Here is a 20,478-nt window from a genome sequence, read left to right as displayed (position 1 = left end):
TTTTTGGGTCTTGGGTCCTGGGCTTTGTAATGTTATCCGGCAGCGGCTTTGCCGGTAGTGGAGCGCAAAACGTGGTGCGATTCGCCCTCTTGCAGTGTTAGGAATTCATTTGCTGCCACGCCATATTTTTTGCGGGCGCTGGCCAAATCTTCAATCGGGTCCCTCATCGCTTCGTCAGCCAGCGGAAAGGTGCCAAAATGCATGCCGATGCTCTGACGGGCCCTGATGTCATTGTGGATCTGAACAGCTTCATCGGGATTCACATGGATCGGTCGCATAAACCAGCGCGGGCGGTAAGCCCCGATCGGGATGAGGCCTGTATCGATAGGGGCAAACCGGCGGCCGATATCCTCAAAAAAGCCGTCGTAGCCGGTATCGCCCGCAAAGTAGATGTTGCCGTTGGGCTGTTCCAGCACATACCCGCACCACAGGGTCTTGTCTCGATCGGTAAGGCCGCGCCCGGAGAAGTGCTGGGCCGGCACCCCGCTTACAGACAAGTTCGAACTGTATTCATGTCGCTGCCACCAGTCGAGTTCCACGGTGTTGTAGATGCCGTTTTCTTCTAGGTAGCTTGCAACGCCCAGGGGCACCACGAACAGCGGATCGTGAATCTCATTTAGCCGGATCACGGTGTCAATGTCCAAATGATCGTAATGGTTGTGGCTGATGAGCACCATGTGGATGTCGGGCAGATCTTCAAATTTTAGTCCCGGCGGACGCATTCTCCTGGGGCCGATCCACTGGTACGGGCTGGCCCGGTAACTCCAGATCGGGTCTGTCAAAATGTTGAAACCCTGTGTTTGAATAAGGAAGGTAGCGTGATTTACAAATGTAAATACCGCCTCCTCGTTGCTGTCGGAGCTCCTCTCCGGGACCGTACCATGGGGCGCCTCTTGCAGCGTGAGCTCTTTCCATTCCCCCCGGTCACCGGTGAGGGCCCATTTGATGATGTCTACAAAACCTCGTTCCCGGGAGCCGTTGGGATTGGAAAATCGTTTGCCGTCGAAATGGTCGGATGTGGGGCCGGATGCGGTCGGGGCCGAAATGATAAAATCCACAACAAGTGTAGCCACTGTCAGCCCCAGGACGACTGCTGCAGACCATGTAATAATGTCCATTGAACCGTTTCTGTGTATATTAATTGTTAACTAAATGAAGTGGGATAATACAAAAAGCGTGCGACTTATTTAATACCTGTCGACCGGCAATGATTCTGTTGCCTGTGAATAATATGATTATTGTAAACTGGAATAGATTGTATTTAAGTTCCTGCTGATTGATCACTCAGAAAAATAGAACGGAAGCAAGTAAATGGATAAACCGATTATTGGGATTTCAATGGGCGACCCGTTTGGCATTGGGCCGGAAATATGTGTGAAGGCCGTAACGGATCCGGCTGTGCTGAAAAGATGCCGGCCTGTGATTGTGGGAGATCTGTCCGTAATACAGAAAGCGGCTGAGCTGACAGGTATTGACAGAGAGGTTCAGCATTGGCAGCAAAATGAGACCGGCAGAGAGTACGGCCGCCGAAAAATCCAGGTGTGCGATACCCAGAATGAGACTATCGACACACTGTCGTACGGCACGGTTTCAGCAGTGGCCGGCGATGCCGCCTTTCGGGCTATAGAGAAGAATATTGAACTGGCGATGGAGGGAACAATTGATGCCACCGTTACCGCCCCCATCCACAAGGAATCGCTGAATCGGGCTGGCCACAACTTCGCCGGTCATACGGAAATATATGCCCGGTACACCAATACCGACCAGGTGGCCATGTTGCTGGCCGATGGTAATTTTCGTGTCATTCATGTTTCCACCCACGTATCGCTCGCGGAAGCGTGCTGGCTGGTAAAAAAAGACCGGGTGCTCCATGTGATCCGGCTGTTACATGAGGCCTGTGTGCAGTTTGGCATCGACAAGCCCAAACTGGCTGTATGCGGGCTGAATCCGCACGCCGGTGATGGAGGGTTATTTGGCCGGGAGGAAGAACAGGAGATTATCCCGGCTGTAGAGGAGGCGGTCAAAAATGGAATCCGGGTGGAGGGGCCGTACCCTGCCGACACCTTGTATCCCAGGGTCGTGGGCGGCTTTTACGATGGCTGCGTGGCGATGTACCACGACCAGGGTCACATCCCTTTTAAAGTGAAAGGATTTGAATGGGACCAGGAAAGCAGTGCGTGGAGTAAAATTCGCGGGGTTAACATAACACTAGGCATTCCGATTATCCGGGTATCGGTCGATCACGGAACGGCCTTTGATATCGCAGGGCAGGGAATTGCCAGTCCCCAGAGCCTGGTGCATGCCATTCAATATGCGGTGCAGATGGTGGGATAGGGCCGGTGCTGGAATTCAGGCGGCATATGATATGAAATATTTGACAGTAGATCACATACAAGAGGGTGTTGAAAAATCATTGTGGGCAACGTCCTCTGCTGATGAAAAAGGAACGGGACATTGATACTTGTTATATCAGACGATTTTAGCGGGGCAGCGGAATTGGCAGGCATTGCGATGGATGCTGGCCTGGAGGTTGAAATCCAGACGAAGCCCCAGGTTGAGACGACGGCTGATGTGGTGATCCTGGATACCAATACCCGGTCCAAAACCAGGGAGAGGGCTACTGTCACCATGAAGCGAGTCGCAAAAAATATAAAGCGATATGAATTTGAGCTTATCTACAAGAAAGTCGATTCCGTATTAAGGGGACATGTGGGTATGGAGTTGTCGCTGCTGCTTGACAACAGCCCCGGCCGGTCGGTGCTGCTGGTTCCTGCCAACCCGTCAATGGGAAGAACCATTTCCAACGGAATATATCTGATTGACGGGCACCCCCTGCACCAAACGGTGTTTGCATCGGACCCGGAGTTTCCGGTCCATACATCGGATGTTGTTGCCCTGGCAGGTGCCGGCAGCGGTAGCGAACATGGAACAGAAATCAAACGACTGCAAGGTCGCTCCGCTATTCCCGGTCAAACCGGTAACGTCTATCTTCCGGACACTCAATATGGGGATGATATTCGATACTGGGCGGAAAACCTTGACTCCCATCTCATTCCGGCGGGAGCGGCTGATTTTTGGAGGGCTCTGCTCCGTTCAATGGGATTTTACCCGAGAAAAAAGTCGGGACCTCCGTTTGATACGGAGCACCAGGACAGGTTGTTTGTCTGCGGAAGCAGCCTCAGCAAGGTGGAGATGATGCTGGAAAAGCTGTCCGTCCGCGAATTGGAACAGGTCCAGCTTAAAGTCGGGCAGCCCGGACGTAATGAGGCCAACATAACAGAAGCCGTAGCCAAACAGGTGATCGCCAAATTTGGCTCAACAAATAGTGTGGTGCTGTCGGCTGAAGTTACCGGGAATGAAGCAGTACTGGCAGAGAAGATTCCGGGAATGCTTGCGGATGTGACCGCGGCGGTTTTAAAAAGAGTCGCTCTCCGGGATATTGTCGTTGAGGGAGGAACCACCGCTTCGGAAGTGGTGCGGGCGCTGGGCTGCTCCAGGTTCAAGCCGACAAATCATTTTGCACGGGGCGTCATCCGCATGCAGCCGGCAGGCGACAACTCCCCCGGGCCTTCTGTTACCGTTAAGCCCGGCAGCTACAGCTGGCCAGCCGCTCTCTGGCCGTAGGGAAACGTCAAAATAGCTCGCAGGTCGGGCTGTCAGCAAAGGCGCAGAGATGCAACCGCATGCGGGAGGTCACTTCGACATTACGTTCTCAATCTCCTCCCGCTCTTTCGGTACCTCTGTTAGGTTCTCGTACCCCTCTTCCGTAACAATGATGTTGTCTTCAATCCGAACACCGCCGAACGACAGCAGTTCTTCTATCCTGGAACTGTTGAGGAATTTCGATTTCGTTTCATCTTCAAGGGCCGGCTTCAGCAGGGCAGGGATAAAATAGATCCCGGGCTCAACCGTGAGTACCATGCCGGGTTGCAGGGTGCGGCGGGCGCGCAGGTATTTGATGCCGGGGCGGTCGATACGGTCCACTCCTTTGGGATACCCGCCCACATCGTGGGTGTCAAGCCCGAGGAAGTGGCCGAGTCCATGAGGAAAGAAAAGCGCAAAAATGTCATTTTCCATCAAATCCTCCACGCGCCCGTCAAGGATGCCGGCATCCACCAGTCCCTGCATCATGATCTCGGCAGACGTCATATGCAGTTCCTCCATACCCACCTCCGGTTCGATATCTTCGATGACCTGTTGCTGGGCGTCGAGCACAACCTGGTAGATGGTCGCCTGGTCTTTGGAGAACGATCCATTGGCGGGATAGGTACGCGTAAAGTCGGAGGCGTACCCTTCGTACTCAAAGCCGGCATCAATCAAAAAGAGATCGCCTTCCCTGATCTGCCGGTTATTTTCCACGTAGTGCAGAATGGCGCTGTTGGGACCGGAAGCGAAGATACCGTTGTAGGCATCCTGCAGCAGCCCGTGCCGGACCTGGTGATAGTCGAATATTGCTTTAAGTTCATATTCATGCTTCCCGGGAGCCAGCGTCCGAAGCACCTCGGTGTGGGCGATATTGTTGATGCGAGCCGCTTCCCGCATCTGGTCGAGCTCCCAGTCGGTCTTGAAAACGCGGCAGTGGGTCAGCGCTTCCTCCAGGGAATCCAGGTCGATCGGCGTGTTGCGGTCGAACTCCTCGATATATTCGGCCTGTTCTTCATTCAGACAGTAGATGCGATCCGGGTCGAGCTTGTTCAGGACTTTGGGCAAGGCGGAATCCCAGTGCAGGTGATCCGGGTCATATTCCCCGCGGTACTGCTCCATCGATTTTACCCGGCCGTGCCACACAGCGTAATTGGCATCGCGCCTGGGAGCAAACAGGTGATACTCATGGCTGGTTAAGTCGAAGATCAGGTGGAAGTCGGGCTCATTGACGCCGGAGAGATACCAAAAGTTCGACTCCTGGCGGAACGGGAACTCGTAGTCGGTGTCGTAGCGATATTTCAGCTCGGCCCCCTTCATGTAAATGATGGCATGTTGGCCTTCTTCAAAAAGGGACAGCAGCTTGTCTCGATGTAGGTGTCTCATAAGTGTATCAACTATTATTGCGGAGGACGGTGAAGTTACAAGATTAACGGTAGAATTTGGAATTAAGGAACAGTGCGTGTATAAGGGAGTCAAGACGAAAGATTCAGCTCTACGCGGTAGGTCTCCCCGTTTTTGTTGAGCGTAAGCGGGTGCCCGAATACAGAGCTCAGTGTATCAGACGTCAAAATCTCTTTCTTGGGACCAGCATGTACCGCCCTCCCCTCTTTCAGCAGAATGACTTTCTCGATTTCCGGGATGATCTCTTCGACGTGATGGGTTACGATGATGATGGTCGTGCCCGTTCGCGCAATCTCCTGGATAAGCTGCAGACAGGTTTGCCGTGCCACAAAGTCCAGGGCGGTGGTGGGCTCATCCAGTACCAGCATATCAGGCTTGGTGACCAGCGCCCGGGCAATAAGCACCCGCCGTGCTTCCCCGGCCGACATCCGGTTGAACATCCGGTCGGCCAGGTAGCCGGCCTCCATCCTGGCCAATGCCTGGTCCGCCTGTCGCTTCATCGCCCCTGTAATTTCGTGATGCCCAAACAGCTGCATGCTGGAAAAGAAACCGGACATAACAACCTCGCGCCCACTCAGGTAACCTTTTTTCAGGTTGTGCACAATCTGGTATTCCAGGTCCGATGAAACAATACCGATCCGTTTTCTCAGCTCGGAAACAATCCATCGATCGTTGCCAAAAACCTGGATTACAGGCGTTCCGTCTTCCGGCGCCACCGGGTGCAGCTGGTGGGTGAGCAGCTGGATCAACGTTGATTTCCCGGAACCGTTTGGCCCTACAATGGCGGTATGCTCCATCTCATGAATCGTCATGGAAAACCGGTCCATTACCTTGGTATCGTTTCGATAAGTGGTGGCGTTGTTGATTTGTAAAATAGGTTGTCCCTGCGAGTGTTTCATGCTAATATTAGGTGTTGCGGTTCATTGGTTTTAAAAAATCTGCCAGAGCAGCTTGTTTGCAATAATACGAACATGTTTGTCACCTGAAAAATGTGAGGCGTCGTCACAAAATAACCCCGTTTGAACAAAAGTGGCCTGGAAAACCTTCCGCTGACAGAAGTATTTGAAGCGGGTTGGACGACATTTCCCTATACGAGCTCATCGAAAAGGGCATCGAGGTGTGCCGGGAGTTTAGAGATCGTTTCGGGGTCCGGCTCTGCATCAAGTTTGAACGGCGCGTGTGCGTGAAGATCAAAATTTTGGGTTTTGGTCTCGGAATAGATCGTGGCATTCGGGGAGGTTTCGGTGGCGACCAGGTCCAGGTTCAGGTCGATAAGCCCAACGTTTTGGTTTTCGCGGTTTATTACGGCCAGCAGCCGGGTCCCCCCAAAGGGGGTATTTTGAATGCCCAGTGCCACCCGGCCCTGGTTAAGCTGGAAGATCCGGAAATAGTGTTCCATCGGCAGTTCAGAGGGACTGTTGCTGAAGTTAATATACCGGATTTCTCCCCTATTGGAATTCCATAATGAGTTCAGTACCGACGTCAGCCAGTTTCGGAGCGTAGAGTCGGTCGTCTTTTCTCCTGTAAACCCCCGCTCTTTCCAGTATGTATACTCGCGCGGCGGAGGCTGTGCGGGAATATCAAGCAGGGATGGAACGGATTCCAGCCGGTCAGGTTTTCCCTGCCCGGGAATGCGGTACCAGCAGTCGGTGAGCCCGTTGCTCATCAACAGGTAGGGCGCATTAACGGCACGGTTGTACCGGGCGGTTTGCTCGGCGACTCCGGCAGAAATCGGCACGCGTTCAGCTTTGCACTCCACCAAAATTTTGGGATTGAACTCCTGGTCATAGCAGATGATGTCGGTACGCCGCGTTTTCTGTTCTCTTGAGCGGAGGGCCTCTTCCGTTGAAATTCGGTGTCGCGACCATCCGGCTTCTACCAGGGCCTCAATAATCCGCAGCCGCACGCGCTCTTCCGGCCTGTTTTTCAACGTCTTTTTGTGGATGGGATTCCACAGGCTCCGAACGCCGTCCCGCCAGACCATCTTCGGGTAGTGATTGTGGGCGATGCTGGACATAAAAGGCCGTTACTTTGTTTCCTGTTCACCTCGCAACAATGCGGAAAATGTGGTAATCAAGCAAATAGAAATAGTTAAAAACGAAGAAAATGAGTACGCCACGCGAAAAATACAAGAGCTGTCGGAAAACAGGGATGTACGAAGAGCCCTATAATGTAAAACCCTCCGGGGTTCCAGGCGCCCGGAGGGTTGAAAAGTGGGAAAAGAGAAAGGGTTTTACCCTTCGCCGTTCTCCTTGTCGATCTGGCGGTTAATAAGCAGCTGCTGACCGATCGACATCACATTGTAGATCAGGTAGTAGAGACTGAGTCCCGCTGCGAAGTTGTTAAAAATAAACAGCAGCATCACGGGCAGCAGGTACTGGAACATCTTCATCTGGCCGCCGGTCATGCCACCACCGCCGCCCATGCTGCCTCCCATGCCGCCGGTGAGCTTGCTCTGGGCCACCATCGCCCCGGTCATCAAAAGGACAAAACCGGCCAGCTGATCCCCTAAAAACGGGATGCTGAACGGAAGGCTGAGTATGTAGTCGGGGGCGGAAAGGTCGGCGGCCCATAGAAACTCCTCCTGGCGGATCAGGATGGAGTTTTGGAAAAATCGCCACAGGGTAATCAGGATCGGGAACTGCAACAGGTTGGGCAGGCAGCCGCCCAGCGGGTTGACGCCGGCCTCCTTGTAGAGTTTCAGGGTCTCCTTCTGCTGTTTTTCGGGGTTCTCACTGTATTTTTCCTGGATCTCCTTCATCTTCGGCTGCAGCTCCTTCATCGCCGCCATGCTTTTGTAACTTTTCTTGGTCAGCGGGTAGAGGATGAGTTTAACCAGGACAGCAAACAGGATAATCGCCATGCCGGTATTCATAAACGGGCTGGTAAACCCAAAAAACGGGATTACGACATATCGTACCAGCGGGTCGGAGAACCAGCGAATCCAGCTCCAGCCCACATCCACCATGTCATAGGTGTTGGTATCAAACTGCTTGAGCGAGTTGTAGGAGAGCGGTCCCACGAACATGCGGTACGCTACGACCCCGTCGTCGGGTATATCGCTGGTGATAAAGGACTGGTAGTGGTGGAGCGTGTTCGGGTTGTCTACCGAGCCGCTGACTTCCCCGATCAGCAGGGCCCCCTCGCTGTTTGTAGCCGGTTCAATAATCTGGGAAAAGAATTTTGTTCTTGTGGCAACCCAGTCGATGGTTCCGTTAAAGCTCTGTTCCTCCCGGCCCGCCTCGGTCAGGTTGAGCTGTTCCATCTCACCGCCCAGGAAGGCATAGGCAGAAGATTGCTGGCCCTCGGTGGCGTGATCCTTCTCAGTAAACCGGAGCCGGGGTTTCCATCCGAAATCGATGGTACCGCCAATGATATTGCGTTCAAGTCCGGAAAACTCGATGGATAGATCAATCTCATATGAATCGCCCCGCAGCAGATAGGTATACAGGATTTGCCCGCCGTTTGACAGGTTGAGGGCGTACTGCAACTCCCTCGTCTCGCCCTCTTCAAGCTGCAGCTCCTGCCCCGGTGTTACCTGCTCAAAAAGGATATCCTCGGTTTCAATATTGTAATTTTCGTTGGAAAGGAACCCGACGGAATAGGCGGATTGCGTGGTATCCGCAATCATCTGGACAGGGGCGTGATTCCAAGTTTCGTAATTTTTCAGGGTAAGCTTGGCAGGCCCGGCTCCCACGTTGGTGAATACCGCCCTGTACAACGGGGTCTCCACAACGGTTTTTGCGGTGTCAGCCACAGATGCGGTCCCGAATATCCCCAACTCCTGGTCTGTTTCCTCTTCCTCCCCGCGGAGGGTGGGTTGAGCCGCTTGCTGTTCTTCAGGTGCTTGCGCGGTATCGGCGACAGGCTCCCGCCCCTCCTGCAGGGCAAGAGAATCAGCCTGCGCCTGTGCGGCGGCTATGCTGTCCTGGCGTGCCTGCTCGGCCTGCCGGCGTTGCATCTCCTCCGGGCTGGGCATGGTGAAATAAAACCACGCCAGCATGATGATAAATATTAAAGTCAGTCCAGTTACTGTATTACGATCCAAAAGTTATCCTTTTTCAGGGTTTGTAAGTTCTTGTTTCGGTTCGGGTACCGGGTCAAACCCGCCGCTGCTCCAGGGATGGCAACGGGCGATACGTTTGATCGTCAGCCAGCCACCCTTTATGGCACCATGCTTGCGCAGGGCTTCTATGCTGTATTGACTACAGGTGGGATGGTACCTGCAACTGCTGGGCAGGTAAGGAGAGAGTATTAACTGATATAGACGTACAAGGCCGATTAGCAGGTACTTCATGAACCCGGTTCTGTGAGAGGACGCAGGTGTTTTTGGGCGCGTTGTAGCAGGTCAGCAACCTGATCCTGCACCGTATCAAAATCCATTTCAATGGTTTTGGCCATTAACACACCGTGGAAACTATATGATGTTTGTTCAAAAAGGGATGTCAATATATGCTGGTTCAACCGGTAAGCTTCCCGAAGCAGCCGTTTTATCCTGTTGCGTTTTACTGCCTTGCCGAGGCTCTTTTTGGCAATAAAGCCGACCAGGCAGCCGTCGTTGCAATCGGGGTAGATGCGAAAACGAAGATCTACCAGCTCGTTACGGAGTGTGGTGGCACCTGGTTGAAAGAGGCGCTGAAAATTGTTGCGCCCCCTCAGGATTTTAGCTCTTGGCAAGCTAAAATCCCTCTCGGAAGGCGAAGTCAATTCGTTACTTCGGTCCTTTTTCATCACTGACGGTTGAACTGTGACGTCCCTTTTTGCGGCGACGCTTCAGCACTTTCTTTCCGTTTTTGCTGCTGTTGCGTTTACGGAATCCATGCTTGTTCTTCCGTTTACGACTACTTGGTTGATATGTGCGTTTCATGGTGAAACATCTCTTTTATGAAAACTACAGTTTAAAACAGACCCACAATTTAACAATTAAATTGGACAATAAGAACCCTCAATTATCAGTTTTGTTGACCTGCATGACACACTTGTTAAGGAACATCTGTTTGTTTTATTATACATTAATTTGAACAGGGAATCGCTAAACTGTACCTTACAGAACTGTGATTTTGAACATCCATATCTGAAGCAATATGCTTGATACAATTACTGACATTCTCACCAAGCTATTTGGCTCGAAAAGCGAGCGTGACCTGAAGAAGCTTTGGCCCATCGTAGACGAGATCAATGCGTACGACGAAAAGATGCAGCAGCTTTCCGATGAGGAGCTGCGGAAGAAGACCGAAGGTTTTAAGGCACAGATCAATGAGGCCACGGCCGGGATCGATGAGGAGCTCGAGGAGGCCAAAAGAAAATTGAACAGCAACGAGGTAGAGCTGACGGTTAGTGAGCATCGTGAGCTGACGGAGCTGGTGGATGCCCTGGAGGAGGAACGAAACGAGGTAATCGAAGAGGTGCTCTGGGAGATCCTGCCCCAGGCATTTGCCGTATTGAAGGATACCTGCCGGCGATTCGTAGGTAAAAAATGGATGGTCGGGGGCAGCGAAAATAAATGGGGCATGATCCCATACGATGTACAGCTGGTGGGAGCCATCGTGTTGCACCAGGGACGTATTGCAGAGATGAAGACCGGGGAGGGTAAAACGCTGGCCGCGATCTTTCCCGCCTACCTGAATGCCCTTGCCGGGCGCGGAGTCCATATCGTTACCGTTAATGATTACCTGGCCAAACGGGATGCGGAGTGGAATGAGCCGATTTTTAATTTTCATGGCCTGGAAGTGGACTGTATCGACCGGTATAAACCCAACTCCGAGCAGCGCCGCCAGGCGTACCGGGCCGATATCACCTATGGAACCAACAACGAGTTTGGCTTCGACTACCTGCGCGACAACATGGTGATAAGCTCCGAACAGTTGGTGCAGCGCGAGCATCACTACTGTATTATTGACGAGGTCGATTCGATTCTGATCGATGAGGCGCGAACACCGCTGATCATCTCGGGCCCCGTGCCGGAGGATACCCAGTCTCACAAGTACAAAGAGCTCAAACCGCGGGTGGAATCCCTGGTACGCGCCCAGAAAAAACTGGTGGCCAGCCTGGTCAAAGATGCACAACAGCACCTTGAAGATGGAAACGAAGAGGCGGCGGGGCTGGCTCTGTACCGTGCCCAGCGCGGGTTCCCGAAAAACCGGCAGTTCCGCAAGATGATGCAGGTACCGGCCAACGAGCGCCTGCTTCAGCAGACGGAAGCGTTTTACCTGCAGGATAATGCCCGCCGGCTGCCGGAAGTTGACAAAGAGCTCTACTACGCGGTGGATATGAAGCAAAACACCATCGAAATGACGGAGAAGGGGCAGGACTTCATCACCAAGGCGGACGAGGACGAGGATTTCTTTGTTATACCGGATATCGGAACGGAAACCACCGATATCGACGAGGAGATGGAAGCGCTTGAAAGAGAGAAGATCGCGGAGATTGAAAGCAATGATGAGTTCAGTGAAGAGTACAAGCAGAAAAAGATTGAGGAGGCCAAAGAGGAGGTTAAGCAGGAGCGGGAAAAACGTTTTAACGAGTTGCGTCGAACTTTTTCCGAGCGCAGTGACCGTATTCACACCGTCAATCAGCTATTGAAAGCCTATACCCTGTTCGAACGCGAAGAGGAGTATATCGTACAGGAGGGCAAGGTACAGATTGTAGATGAGCACACCGGCCGCGTACTTTCCGGCCGCCGTTACTCCGACGGGCTTCACCAGGCGATTGAGGCCAAGGAGGATGTAAAAGTGGAGGCCACGACCCAGACCTACGCCACCATCACCCTGCAGAACTATTTCCGGATGTATCACAAGCTGTCGGGCATGACCGGTACGGCCGCCACGGAAGAGGGCGAATTTACCGAAATTTATGACCTGGATGTGGTTGTCATCCCCACCAATGAACCGGTTATCCGGGATGACAAGGAAGACCTCGTCTTTCGCACGAAGCGGGAAAAATACAACGCCGTTATCGAAAAAATTCAGGAGTATCATGACAAGGGACAGCCGGTGCTGGTCGGAACCACCAGCGTGGATGTATCGGAGACGATCAGCCGGATGCTGAAGCGGCAGAATATCCCGCACAACGTGTTGAACGCAAAGCAACACGCCCGCGAAAGCGAAATTGTGGCGCAGGCGGGAAATCCCGGCGCGGTAACGGTGGCAACCAACATGGCGGGGCGTGGTACCGACATTAAGCTGGCACCGGGCGTGCGCGAAAAGGGCGGGCTGGCAATTATCGGAACCGAGCGGCACGAGTCGCGCCGTATTGACCTGCAGTTGCGCGGACGAGCGGGCCGGCAGGGCGATCCCGGAGTATCCCAGTTTTATGTTTCTCTGGAAGACGACCTGATGCAGCTTTTCGCTTCTGACCGGGTCGCCAAAGTGATGGATCGACTCAATTTTGAGGAGGGTGAAGTGATCACCCACTCGTGGATCACCAAGTCGCTGGAACGGGCCCAGAAAAAAGTGGAGCAAAACAACTTCAGCATCCGCAAGAAGCAGCTCGAATATGACGATGTGCTGAATAATCAGCGTGAGGTTATCTACGCCCGGCGCAAACACGCGCTGGAGGGCGACCAGCTGCGCAGCGATATCTACGAAATGGTGGAGGACCTCGTAGAACGCGTGGTGGAAGAACACTTTCCCGAAGGGGAATTTGAACAGTTGCGCGAGACGATCCTCCGGTTCCTGGCCGTGGATATAGAGCTGGAGGCCGAACAGATGAAGCGGATGCGGGAAGACGGCCTGATCGATCATATCATTGACAAGGCGTTCGAAGCCTATCGCAAGAAGGAGCAAATGATCTCCGAGCCGCTGTTTGAGGTGATTAAAAACATCAAGGAGTCGGATGCGGAAAAAAAGCCGACAAAAGTCCAGGTTATCTTTACTGACGGAATCCGCCGTATGCGGGTGGTGGTGGATGTGGACCGGGCCATGGAAAATGAAGGGCATGAAGTGGCACGTGCGCTGGAACGCACCGCGATACTGTCTACCATCGATGACAAATGGATGGAGCACCTGCGGGAGCTGGATGCCGTCAAGGAGGGTATCGGGCTGCGCGCGTTCGGACAAAAAGATCCCCTGCTGGAGTATAAGAGGGAGGCGTTTGAGATGTTCAAGCAGCTGATTGACCAGATCAACCAGGAAGCCGTATCGTTGATCTGGAAAGCGATACCGGAGATGCAGGCCAAAGACCAGCAACTGAAGCAGGCCGGCAAGCAGAAAGCCAAGGTGGATATGAATCGCGCAAAAACCCAGCATGCTGATTCCACCAACATGGGCTTTAAAACGGGACAGGAAAACGGCGGTCAGCAGCAGCGGAGCGACAAGAAACCGGAACCGGTAACCGTGGAAGAGGAACCCGGGCGCAACGATTACGTGAAGGTGCAGAACATGAACAGCGGTGAAGTGATAGATATTAAATGGAAGAAAGCCAAGCGGATGATTGAGGATGAAGGCTGGATTCTTATCGAAAAATAGTTGTTGGTTATCGGTTATTTGTGGATTCGTCATTCCCAGTAACCAATAACTAATTAACCAATAATCAAATGGGATGGACGTACTGGGTATCGACATAGGCAGTTACGGCATCAAGGGGTGTATCGTCGATACCGAGAAAGGCGAGCTGATATCCGACCGTTACAGTACCCCTCCGCTGGATGAAACGGCGCCCCATAAAATACTTGCACGCCTTCATGATGTGGTAAATAAACATTTTAAATGGAAGGGACCGGTTGGATGCGCCTTCCCGGCTGCGGTCAATCGGGGAGTCGTACTATCGGCAAAACGTATCGACGACTCATGGACCGATGCCGATGCCACTCAACTCTTTTCCGAGATTACCGATAATCCGGTCTCTGTGATTAACGATACCGATGCCACCGGAATCGCCGAAATGCGTTTTGGTTCGGGGAAAAATCACCATGACGGCACTGTTATTGTATTAACCGTGGGGACAGGCATCGGGTCGTCCCTTTTCCGGGATGGACTGCTGGTGCCCAATACGGAACTGGGCCTTATTGAGATAGGGGGCGCCACTATTGAAAAACATGCCTCAAACAGAACCCGCAAAGAGGAGGGTATCCGAAAAAAGACATGGGGCAAACGGCTGCAGGAGGTTTTGGAAGTCCTTGAGACCATTTTTCACCCCGATCTTTTTATTCTAGGCGGACAGCTGAGTCGCAAGGCTGACAAAACCTTCCCCTATATCAAAATAAATACCGCATTCAAAGCGGCGGGTTTTATGAATGATGCCAGTATCGTGGGGGCTGCTATCGTGGCATCCGGCGAAGAGGCCCACCTTCAGTATCAATAAGGTTCCGACTCCCCCCTTCGAATCTCACTTCCCGCTTTTCAATCATAACTGCCACAAGGGGAAAGGACCCGTGTTCTCCATTCCGGCACTCCCTTCGAAATTCATCATCCCTAAATATACATTCATAATTCTCCTTCTGCCCCGACAAACGAAGCGAAGGCGTAGTTTCGTTATTTGATTATACCAATAACGAACTCCTAAAACCGGTACCTGATCTCTGCTGGCCGTCACGGGGAAAAGGGTCTGCAAAAGTTGATTTTCAGAAACATACAGGAGGTAAAAACGAACTGGCTGGAAGGCGATAAAAAAGCATTAGAAAATTTTATAAAATGAATTAAATCAATTATTTATACATAAATTGTTATGCGATGATTACGCACGGAGAGACTTCCCTTTTATAGTAAAAGAGAGACATACAGGGAGCCAAAATTTAATCCTCCTCGCTTTCTAATAAAAGGCTTAAATCAAGAACGCCAAGTAACTAAAATTGTGGCAGAGAGGTAGGTATATAGAATGATTAAAATTATTGTCAGTGCTGAGGATATACTGATTAACGAGAAGATACGAAAACTAATGATGGAGGGACCGCTGCAGACAAATGTATTGGGAGGGGTGCGAACCACTTCTGAGTTGATGGGGATGCTGGAGCAGGAGCTGCCCAATATTATTATCCAGCACGTGGGGGCCGGTGGCATGCCCAAACTGGACGCCTTGTACCAGGTTACCTACTCCTTCCTGGGACTTCCCATCCTTGCAGTGGGATCCGGCTTTGACGACGATATGGTTGCTGAGATTATCAAGGCCGGAGCCATGGGGTACCTCGAGGTCAGTAATCTCGATACCGTGCTGGCGGCCGCCGTTGATATGCTGGTAAGTCAAAAGGAGAACTTTATAAGCAAGGAGGTGGCCAAAAAGCTCTCGGATGATATTCACATGATCAACCTGAATGTTCGAAAACAGCGGCTATCCGATAAGGAATTAAAGGTGATGAAAATGATAGCAGAGGGCTTTGACATGCAGGAAATTGCCGATGAACTTTCGGTAAGCGTGCGAACCATATATACCTACCGGTCGCGAGTGATGGAGAAGATGGGCCTTAAATCAAATATTGCGATCAGGCACTACGTGCTCGACCAGCACCTGATCGAAAACGACGGGTAGTTTCCCAAGAGAAAGCCGGTGTAACATTGAGCCTCAAATATCGCGTATACTGCGTGTTTGAGTTGTCAATGTGAACGAAAACTATCTTTCAACCATGAGTCAGGAAAAATCCACTGATGGAGAAGAGAGTAGCGCAGGCCTTCTGAACACAAAGCTCGTCATGACCTCAAGTGCCCTGTTCCTGGGAGTACTGGGAGTGCCGACCTCCTTTTTTGCCCCGGAAATTCTGGAATACTACGGGACCCCGCCCGAAGGGGTAGAGGTTTTATTCGTAAAAGCAGCGGGTGCGATGTACCTCGGATTTGCCATACTCAACTGGATGGCACGGGGTAATATAATCGGGGGTATCTACAGCCGCCCGGTGGCACTGGGTAATTTTTTTCATTTTGCAGTTGTTGCTGTCATGCTGCTTAAACGGCTGATCCTGGAAAGTCATTCCGCAATAATAGTAATTGCAGCCGTGGCATATACGGTGTTTGCCTGTTGTTTTGGATATATTATCTCCACGGGCGGGCAGTCCTGCGGGTAAGATTCCGGGTCTGTTCGGACTGAAACCAGAATTCATGTTTTTCACAGTGTCAGCCTGTCTTTTACACTACCAAGCTGATTCATACAAAGCAGGATCCGGGGCCAGCTCTTGCAAACTGTATGTTTCCGGTAGTATATATTGTAAATTAGCATGCTCCAGACTGCACAGGCTCTCCTGCATAATGTATTTGGATGATCTCAATCGAGCGTTCGCTGTTTTGTTTTGAGGTGCAAACAGGCCCGGTCATCCAGTATTATATACGTTAAAATGTGTAAATCATGATGTACGGGGGCGGGTCAGAATTTGTGTTTTCTCTCGTTGCAGGTTATATATGTTCTTTTTACACTTAATAATCGCTGGGATTGATAAGGGATATGGGATTCTGCTTCATCCAGCCTCAGTACGTAATTTTCAAACGATAAATAAGGCTATCAATATGCGTGTATTAAAAGAATGCTTGTTGCTCACTGTGATTGGACTGGTTTTTGCCGGTTGCGAATCTTCTGAACAGGAAATCGATGTTGTTGTCGATGACGGGCCGGGTCCCATCCAGGTGCTGTTTTTAGGTCACGACAGTGAGCACCACAACTCGGAGGCCTATATGCCGATTCTTGCTTCGGCGCTGGCCGACGACGGTATCCACTTTAGCTATACTGAAGATCCGGCAGACCTGAACGGGCCAAACTTGGCCAAGTATGACGCCCTGATGTTATATGCCAACCACGACTCAATCACCACCTCACAGGAGCAGGCGCTGTTGGACTTTGTGGAAAGCGGCCGGGGATTTTTGCCCATCCATTCGGCCAGTTTCTGTTTCCGAAACTCCGAGGCGTTCATAGAGCTGGTCGGCGCGCAGTTTTTGGAGCACGAGACCGGCACGTTTACCGCCGATATTGTAAACCGGGATCATCCGGTTACCGACAGTCTCTCCGAGTTTGAGACCTGGGATGAAACCTACGTCCACCACATGCATAACGAGGACCGCACGGTGCTGATGCAGCGGGAGGAGGAACCGTGGACCTGGACCCGCACACACGGGGAGGGCAAAGTTTTTTATACCGCCTACGGGCACGATGAGCGCACATGGTCAAAAGCCGGGTTTCAGGAATTGCTGAAAGAGGGCATTATCTGGTCGGTCAGCGACCAGGTGCGGGAAGACTGGGAGGCGTTTGCCGCAACGATCCCGGAGTTGATTTATGAGGAACGGGAGGAGATCCCGAACTATCGCCAGCAGGATCCACCGCCCCAGTACCAACTGCCGCTGAGTCCGGAGGAATCACAAAAATTAACACAGGTTCCGGTCGGTTATGAGCTGGAGCTGTTTGCCGCGGAACCGGATGTCATCAATCCCATCGACATGACGTGGGACGCCCAGGGCCGCCTGTGGGTAATCGAGACGGTCGATTACCCCAATACGGTGCGCGAGGAGGATGGAGTCGGAGATGACCGTATTAAAATTCTCGAAGATACCGACGGCGACGGTCGGGCCGACAAAACCACCATTTTTGCAGAGAACCTGAATATTCCCACCAGCCTTACGCTGGTCAACGGCGGGGTGCTGGTCTCACAGGCACCGGATTTCCTGTTTTTAAAGGACACCGACGGGGATGACAAAGCCGACACGCGGGAGAAGGTTATCAGCGGTTGGGGTACGTTCGACACGCACGCGGGGCCCTCTCACCTGCAGTACGGGTATGATAACCAGATCTGGGGCACGGTCGGGTATTCCGGCTTTGAAGGGACCATCGGCGGAGAGGAATATGAATTCCGCCAGGGATTTTACCGGTTTAATACTGACTTTGAAAACCTGGATTTCGAATTTTTGACAGCCACCTCCAACAATACATGGGGACTGGGATTCAACGAAACTTTTGAGGTGTTTGGCTCTACAGCCAACAACGAGCATGTGGTGTACATGGGCATTCCACAGCGCTATTACCAGGAATATGAATGGCCGGAAGGCACCGAGCGACAGCAGTGGAGCGCGGGCCGCAAGAAGATTGACGGCCACTACGCCATGCACCCGATCACGCGCGATTACCGCCAGGTGGATGTGCACGGTGGATTTACGGCCGCTTCGGGATTTAAGTTTTATACGGCAAGAGAGTTTCCGGAGGAATACTGGAACCGGGTGGCGTTTGTCAGCGAACCGACCGGGAACCTGCTGCATCGCGCCGTGATTGAGGAAGATGGGGCTGGTTACACCGAAAAAGATGGGTGGAATATCCTGGCCAGCCGTGATGAGTGGGTCTCCCCCGTCCAGGCGAAAGTGGGTCCCGACGGGGCGCTCTGGATTCTTGACTGGTATAACTTCATGATCCAGCATAATCCCACTCCCACCGAAGAGAGCGCCGGCTGGGATGCTGAAAACGGCGCGGGAAATGCACACATAAATCCGCTTAGGGATCGAACCCACGGGCGCATTTACCGCCTTACCTACAACGGGGCCGAGCACACCAATACCATCAGCCTCAGCAAAGAAGACCCGGGCGCGTTGGTTGAGGCTCTCGGACACGATAATATGTTCTGGCGACTCACCGCACAGCGGCTGCTGGTGGAGCGCGGGGAGACTGATGTGCTGGATGAGCTGTACGGGCAGATTCGAAATACTGAAGTAGATGCCCTTGGCCTGAATACCGCTGCTCAACACGCCTTGTGGACCATGCACGGGCTTGGAGCCCTCGACGGGCAAAATGAGGAGGCCCTCCAGGTGGCGATAGAAGCCCTGGAGCATCCTGCGGCGGGCGTGCGAAAGGCGGCGATAGAAGCCCTGCCGCGAATCGAAAAGGCGAATGCAGCCATTCTTGGATCCGGGGTGCTGCAGGATCAGGACGCTCATACACAGCGAACGGCCATCCTGTCCACCATTGAGATGCCCGAGAGCAGCGAGATCGGGAAAGCGCTTTACAGCCTGAGTCAAAACCAGCAGGTGGTGGAAGATGAATGGCTGGCGGAAGCACTGAAGCTGGCAGCCAGCAAGCATGAGGAAGGCTACAGGGCGGCAAGCGGGGCGGAAGCGTCAGGAAGTAGCGATACTTCGGGCGAATCCGCGGCGGCCTCGGGAGATGTGAAAACAATCCGGATCAGCGCCGTGGTCAACGAGCTAAAATATGACATCGAAGAGTTTTCGGTTGAAGCCGGCCAGCAGGTGGAAATCGTGTTTGAAAATACCGATTTCATGCAGCACAACCTCTTGATTGTGGAACCTGGAGCCCTGCAAAAGGTTGGGGAGGCGGCCGATGACCTGGCAGCGGATCCCGAAGGCAGCGACCTGCAGTATGTGCCCGATATGCCGGAAGTGCTCCACGCCACCAACCTGGTGAATCCCAACCAGACGATAACACTTTCGTTTACCGCTCCGGAAGATCCGGGCGATTACCCGTACGTATGTACGTTCCCGGGGCACTGGCGTACCATGCAGGGTGTGATGAATGTAATTGCAAACTAAGCACGTAATTTGAATCTTAAAGTAGTACAGTATCGTGGATGTATCATTTGGTGTAAGTACCTGGGTGTGGCTCTCTCCATTTAAAACGGAATCTGTAGCCCTCCTTCCCAAAATTAAAGAGATGGGATTCGATGTGGTTGAGATACCGGTTGAAGATCCCACGATAATTGACGGGAAGCGAGTCAAAGAGGCACTTGAGAAATACGATTTAAAACCTGTGGTTTGTGGAGCCTTTGGCCCGAGCCGGGATTTGACAAGTAAGGATCCGACTGATCACCAAACCTGTTTTGATTACCTGGGCGCGTTGATGGACTTGTGTGAAATCTGGGAAACCGATTTTGTAGCGGGTCCGATGTATTCGGCGGTGGGAAAAACGCGAATGCTTTCGCCCGAAGACCGGAAGGCCGAGTGGGAACTGGCCGTACAAAACCTGCGGAAGGTGGCCCAAAAAGCGGGCGAGCGGGGACTGGAGCTTGCAATTGAACCACTCAACCGCTTCGAATCGGATCTGGTAAATACGACGGAAGATGTACTGCGTATGACAGAGGATATCGGCCATCCCGCCGCCAAAATTATGGTGGATGGTTTCCACATGAGTATCGAGGAGCGGAGTCTTGAAGAAGCAATCAAGATAGCGGGCGACAAGCTGATTCATGTGCAGGTTTCGGAGAATTACCGGGGCACGCCGGGCACGGGACAGACCGACTGGGAGAGTTTCCGGCGCGGACTGGAAGCGATCAATTACCAGGGATATGTGAATATCGAAAGTTTTACCTCCGACAACCAGGAGCTGGCCGATGCGGTCTGTATCTGGAAGCCGTTTGCCGACGACCAGGATCAGCTGGCCCGGGAAGGACTTACTTTCTTAGAAAAAACCTTTAAATAAAAACAGATATTTTATTATGCCAGACAACCAAGTAAACATAGCGATTATCGGGCTGGGTTTCGGTGCGGAGTTCATCCCGATCTACCAGAAGCACCCGCAGGCGAACAT

The 20,478-nt window shown here is 52.4% G+C and carries 16 protein-coding genes; 8 read left to right on the top strand and 8 right to left on the bottom strand.

The genetic code is table 11. The features are described 5' to 3' along the window. Positions 1–32 precede the first annotated feature (32 nt). On the bottom strand, positions 33–1,118 hold the full coding sequence (locus ACG2F4_RS17370) for an MBL fold metallo-hydrolase (RefSeq protein ID WP_395262162.1): 1,086 nt from the start codon (positions 1,116–1,118) through the stop codon (positions 33–35). Between the two features lie 193 nt (positions 1,119–1,311). Here ACG2F4_RS17370 and pdxA point away from each other — a divergent pair, with 193 nt between their 5' ends. Continuing rightward, positions 1,312–2,334 carry a 4-hydroxythreonine-4-phosphate dehydrogenase PdxA gene (pdxA, locus tag ACG2F4_RS17365; RefSeq protein WP_395262161.1) on the top strand — a complete coding sequence of 341 codons (1,023 nt, stop codon included), beginning with the start codon at positions 1,312–1,314 and terminating at the stop codon, positions 2,332–2,334. Between the two features lie 120 nt (positions 2,335–2,454). Next, the gene (locus ACG2F4_RS17360; protein ID WP_395262160.1) at positions 2,455–3,624 is read left to right on the top strand and encodes a four-carbon acid sugar kinase family protein; all 1,170 of its coding nucleotides are present in this window, start codon (positions 2,455–2,457) and stop codon (positions 3,622–3,624) included. Between the two features lie 69 nt (positions 3,625–3,693). Here the strand turns inward: ACG2F4_RS17360 and ACG2F4_RS17355 are convergent, their stop codons facing one another. The 7 genes from ACG2F4_RS17355 to rpmH all read right to left on the bottom strand — a co-directional run bounded on the left by ACG2F4_RS17355 (position 3,694) and on the right by rpmH (position 9,913). Further along, entirely contained in the window at positions 3,694–5,028 is a 1,335-nt protein-coding gene (locus tag ACG2F4_RS17355) for an aminopeptidase P family protein (protein WP_395262159.1), read from the bottom strand. 89 nt (positions 5,029–5,117) lie between these two features. Continuing rightward, the gene (locus tag ACG2F4_RS17350; protein ID WP_395262158.1) at positions 5,118–5,945 is read right to left on the bottom strand and encodes an ABC transporter ATP-binding protein; all 828 of its coding nucleotides are present in this window, start codon (positions 5,943–5,945) and stop codon (positions 5,118–5,120) included. 188 nt (positions 5,946–6,133) lie between these two features. Next, on the bottom strand, positions 6,134–7,063 hold the full coding sequence (locus ACG2F4_RS17345; RefSeq protein ID WP_395262157.1) for a type I restriction enzyme HsdR N-terminal domain-containing protein: 930 nt from the start codon (positions 7,061–7,063) through the stop codon (positions 6,134–6,136). Between the two features lie 216 nt (positions 7,064–7,279). Continuing rightward, positions 7,280–9,094, bottom strand: a complete 1,815-nt coding sequence (gene yidC / locus ACG2F4_RS17340; protein WP_395262156.1) for a membrane protein insertase YidC — start codon at positions 9,092–9,094, stop codon at positions 7,280–7,282. Between the two features lie 3 nt (positions 9,095–9,097). After that, entirely contained in the window at positions 9,098–9,343 is a 246-nt protein-coding gene (yidD, locus tag ACG2F4_RS17335; protein ID WP_395262155.1) for a membrane protein insertion efficiency factor YidD, read from the bottom strand. Further along, positions 9,340–9,777 (bottom strand): ribonuclease P protein component, encoded by a 438-nt coding sequence (gene rnpA, locus ACG2F4_RS17330; protein ID WP_395262154.1) that lies wholly within the window; start codon positions 9,775–9,777, stop codon positions 9,340–9,342. The genes yidD and rnpA overlap by 4 nt, the downstream gene beginning before the upstream one ends. Then, positions 9,758–9,913: a 50S ribosomal protein L34 gene (gene rpmH, locus ACG2F4_RS17325; protein ID WP_395262153.1), complete on the bottom strand. Its 156-nt coding sequence runs from the start codon at positions 9,911–9,913 to the stop codon at positions 9,758–9,760. Before rpmH ends, rnpA begins: the two co-directional genes overlap by 20 nt. Before the next feature lie 229 nt (positions 9,914–10,142). Between rpmH and secA the strand changes: the two genes are divergently transcribed. The 6 genes from secA to ACG2F4_RS17295 all read left to right on the top strand — a co-directional run bounded on the left by secA (position 10,143) and on the right by ACG2F4_RS17295 (position 20,370). After that, positions 10,143–13,511, top strand: a complete 3,369-nt coding sequence (secA, locus tag ACG2F4_RS17320) for a preprotein translocase subunit SecA (protein WP_395262168.1) — start codon at positions 10,143–10,145, stop codon at positions 13,509–13,511. Between the two features lie 73 nt (positions 13,512–13,584). Further along, on the top strand, positions 13,585–14,346 hold the full coding sequence (gene ppgK, locus ACG2F4_RS17315; RefSeq protein ID WP_395262152.1) for a polyphosphate--glucose phosphotransferase: 762 nt from the start codon (positions 13,585–13,587) through the stop codon (positions 14,344–14,346). Between the two features lie 513 nt (positions 14,347–14,859). Beyond that, on the top strand, positions 14,860–15,507 hold the full coding sequence (locus ACG2F4_RS17310; RefSeq protein ID WP_395262151.1) for a LuxR C-terminal-related transcriptional regulator: 648 nt from the start codon (positions 14,860–14,862) through the stop codon (positions 15,505–15,507). Between the two features lie 94 nt (positions 15,508–15,601). Further along, a complete protein-coding gene (locus ACG2F4_RS17305; protein WP_395262150.1) occupies positions 15,602–16,036 on the top strand; it encodes a hypothetical protein in 435 nt (144 codons plus the stop codon). A gap of 436 nt (positions 16,037–16,472) precedes the next feature. Further along, positions 16,473–19,484 (top strand): PVC-type heme-binding CxxCH protein, encoded by a 3,012-nt coding sequence (locus ACG2F4_RS17300; RefSeq protein ID WP_395262149.1) that lies wholly within the window; start codon positions 16,473–16,475, stop codon positions 19,482–19,484. A gap of 34 nt (positions 19,485–19,518) precedes the next feature. Beyond that, positions 19,519–20,370: a sugar phosphate isomerase/epimerase family protein gene (locus tag ACG2F4_RS17295; RefSeq protein ID WP_395262148.1), complete on the top strand. Its 852-nt coding sequence runs from the start codon at positions 19,519–19,521 to the stop codon at positions 20,368–20,370. Positions 20,371–20,478 lie beyond the last annotated feature (108 nt).

This window comes from Halalkalibaculum sp. DA3122 (genome assembly GCF_043951865.1).
Classification (GTDB): Bacteria; Bacteroidota; Rhodothermia; order Balneolales; family Balneolaceae; genus JAMQKA01.
The sequence above is the reverse complement of the archived record's forward strand: the minus strand, read 5'-3'. Positions and strand labels throughout refer to the sequence as shown.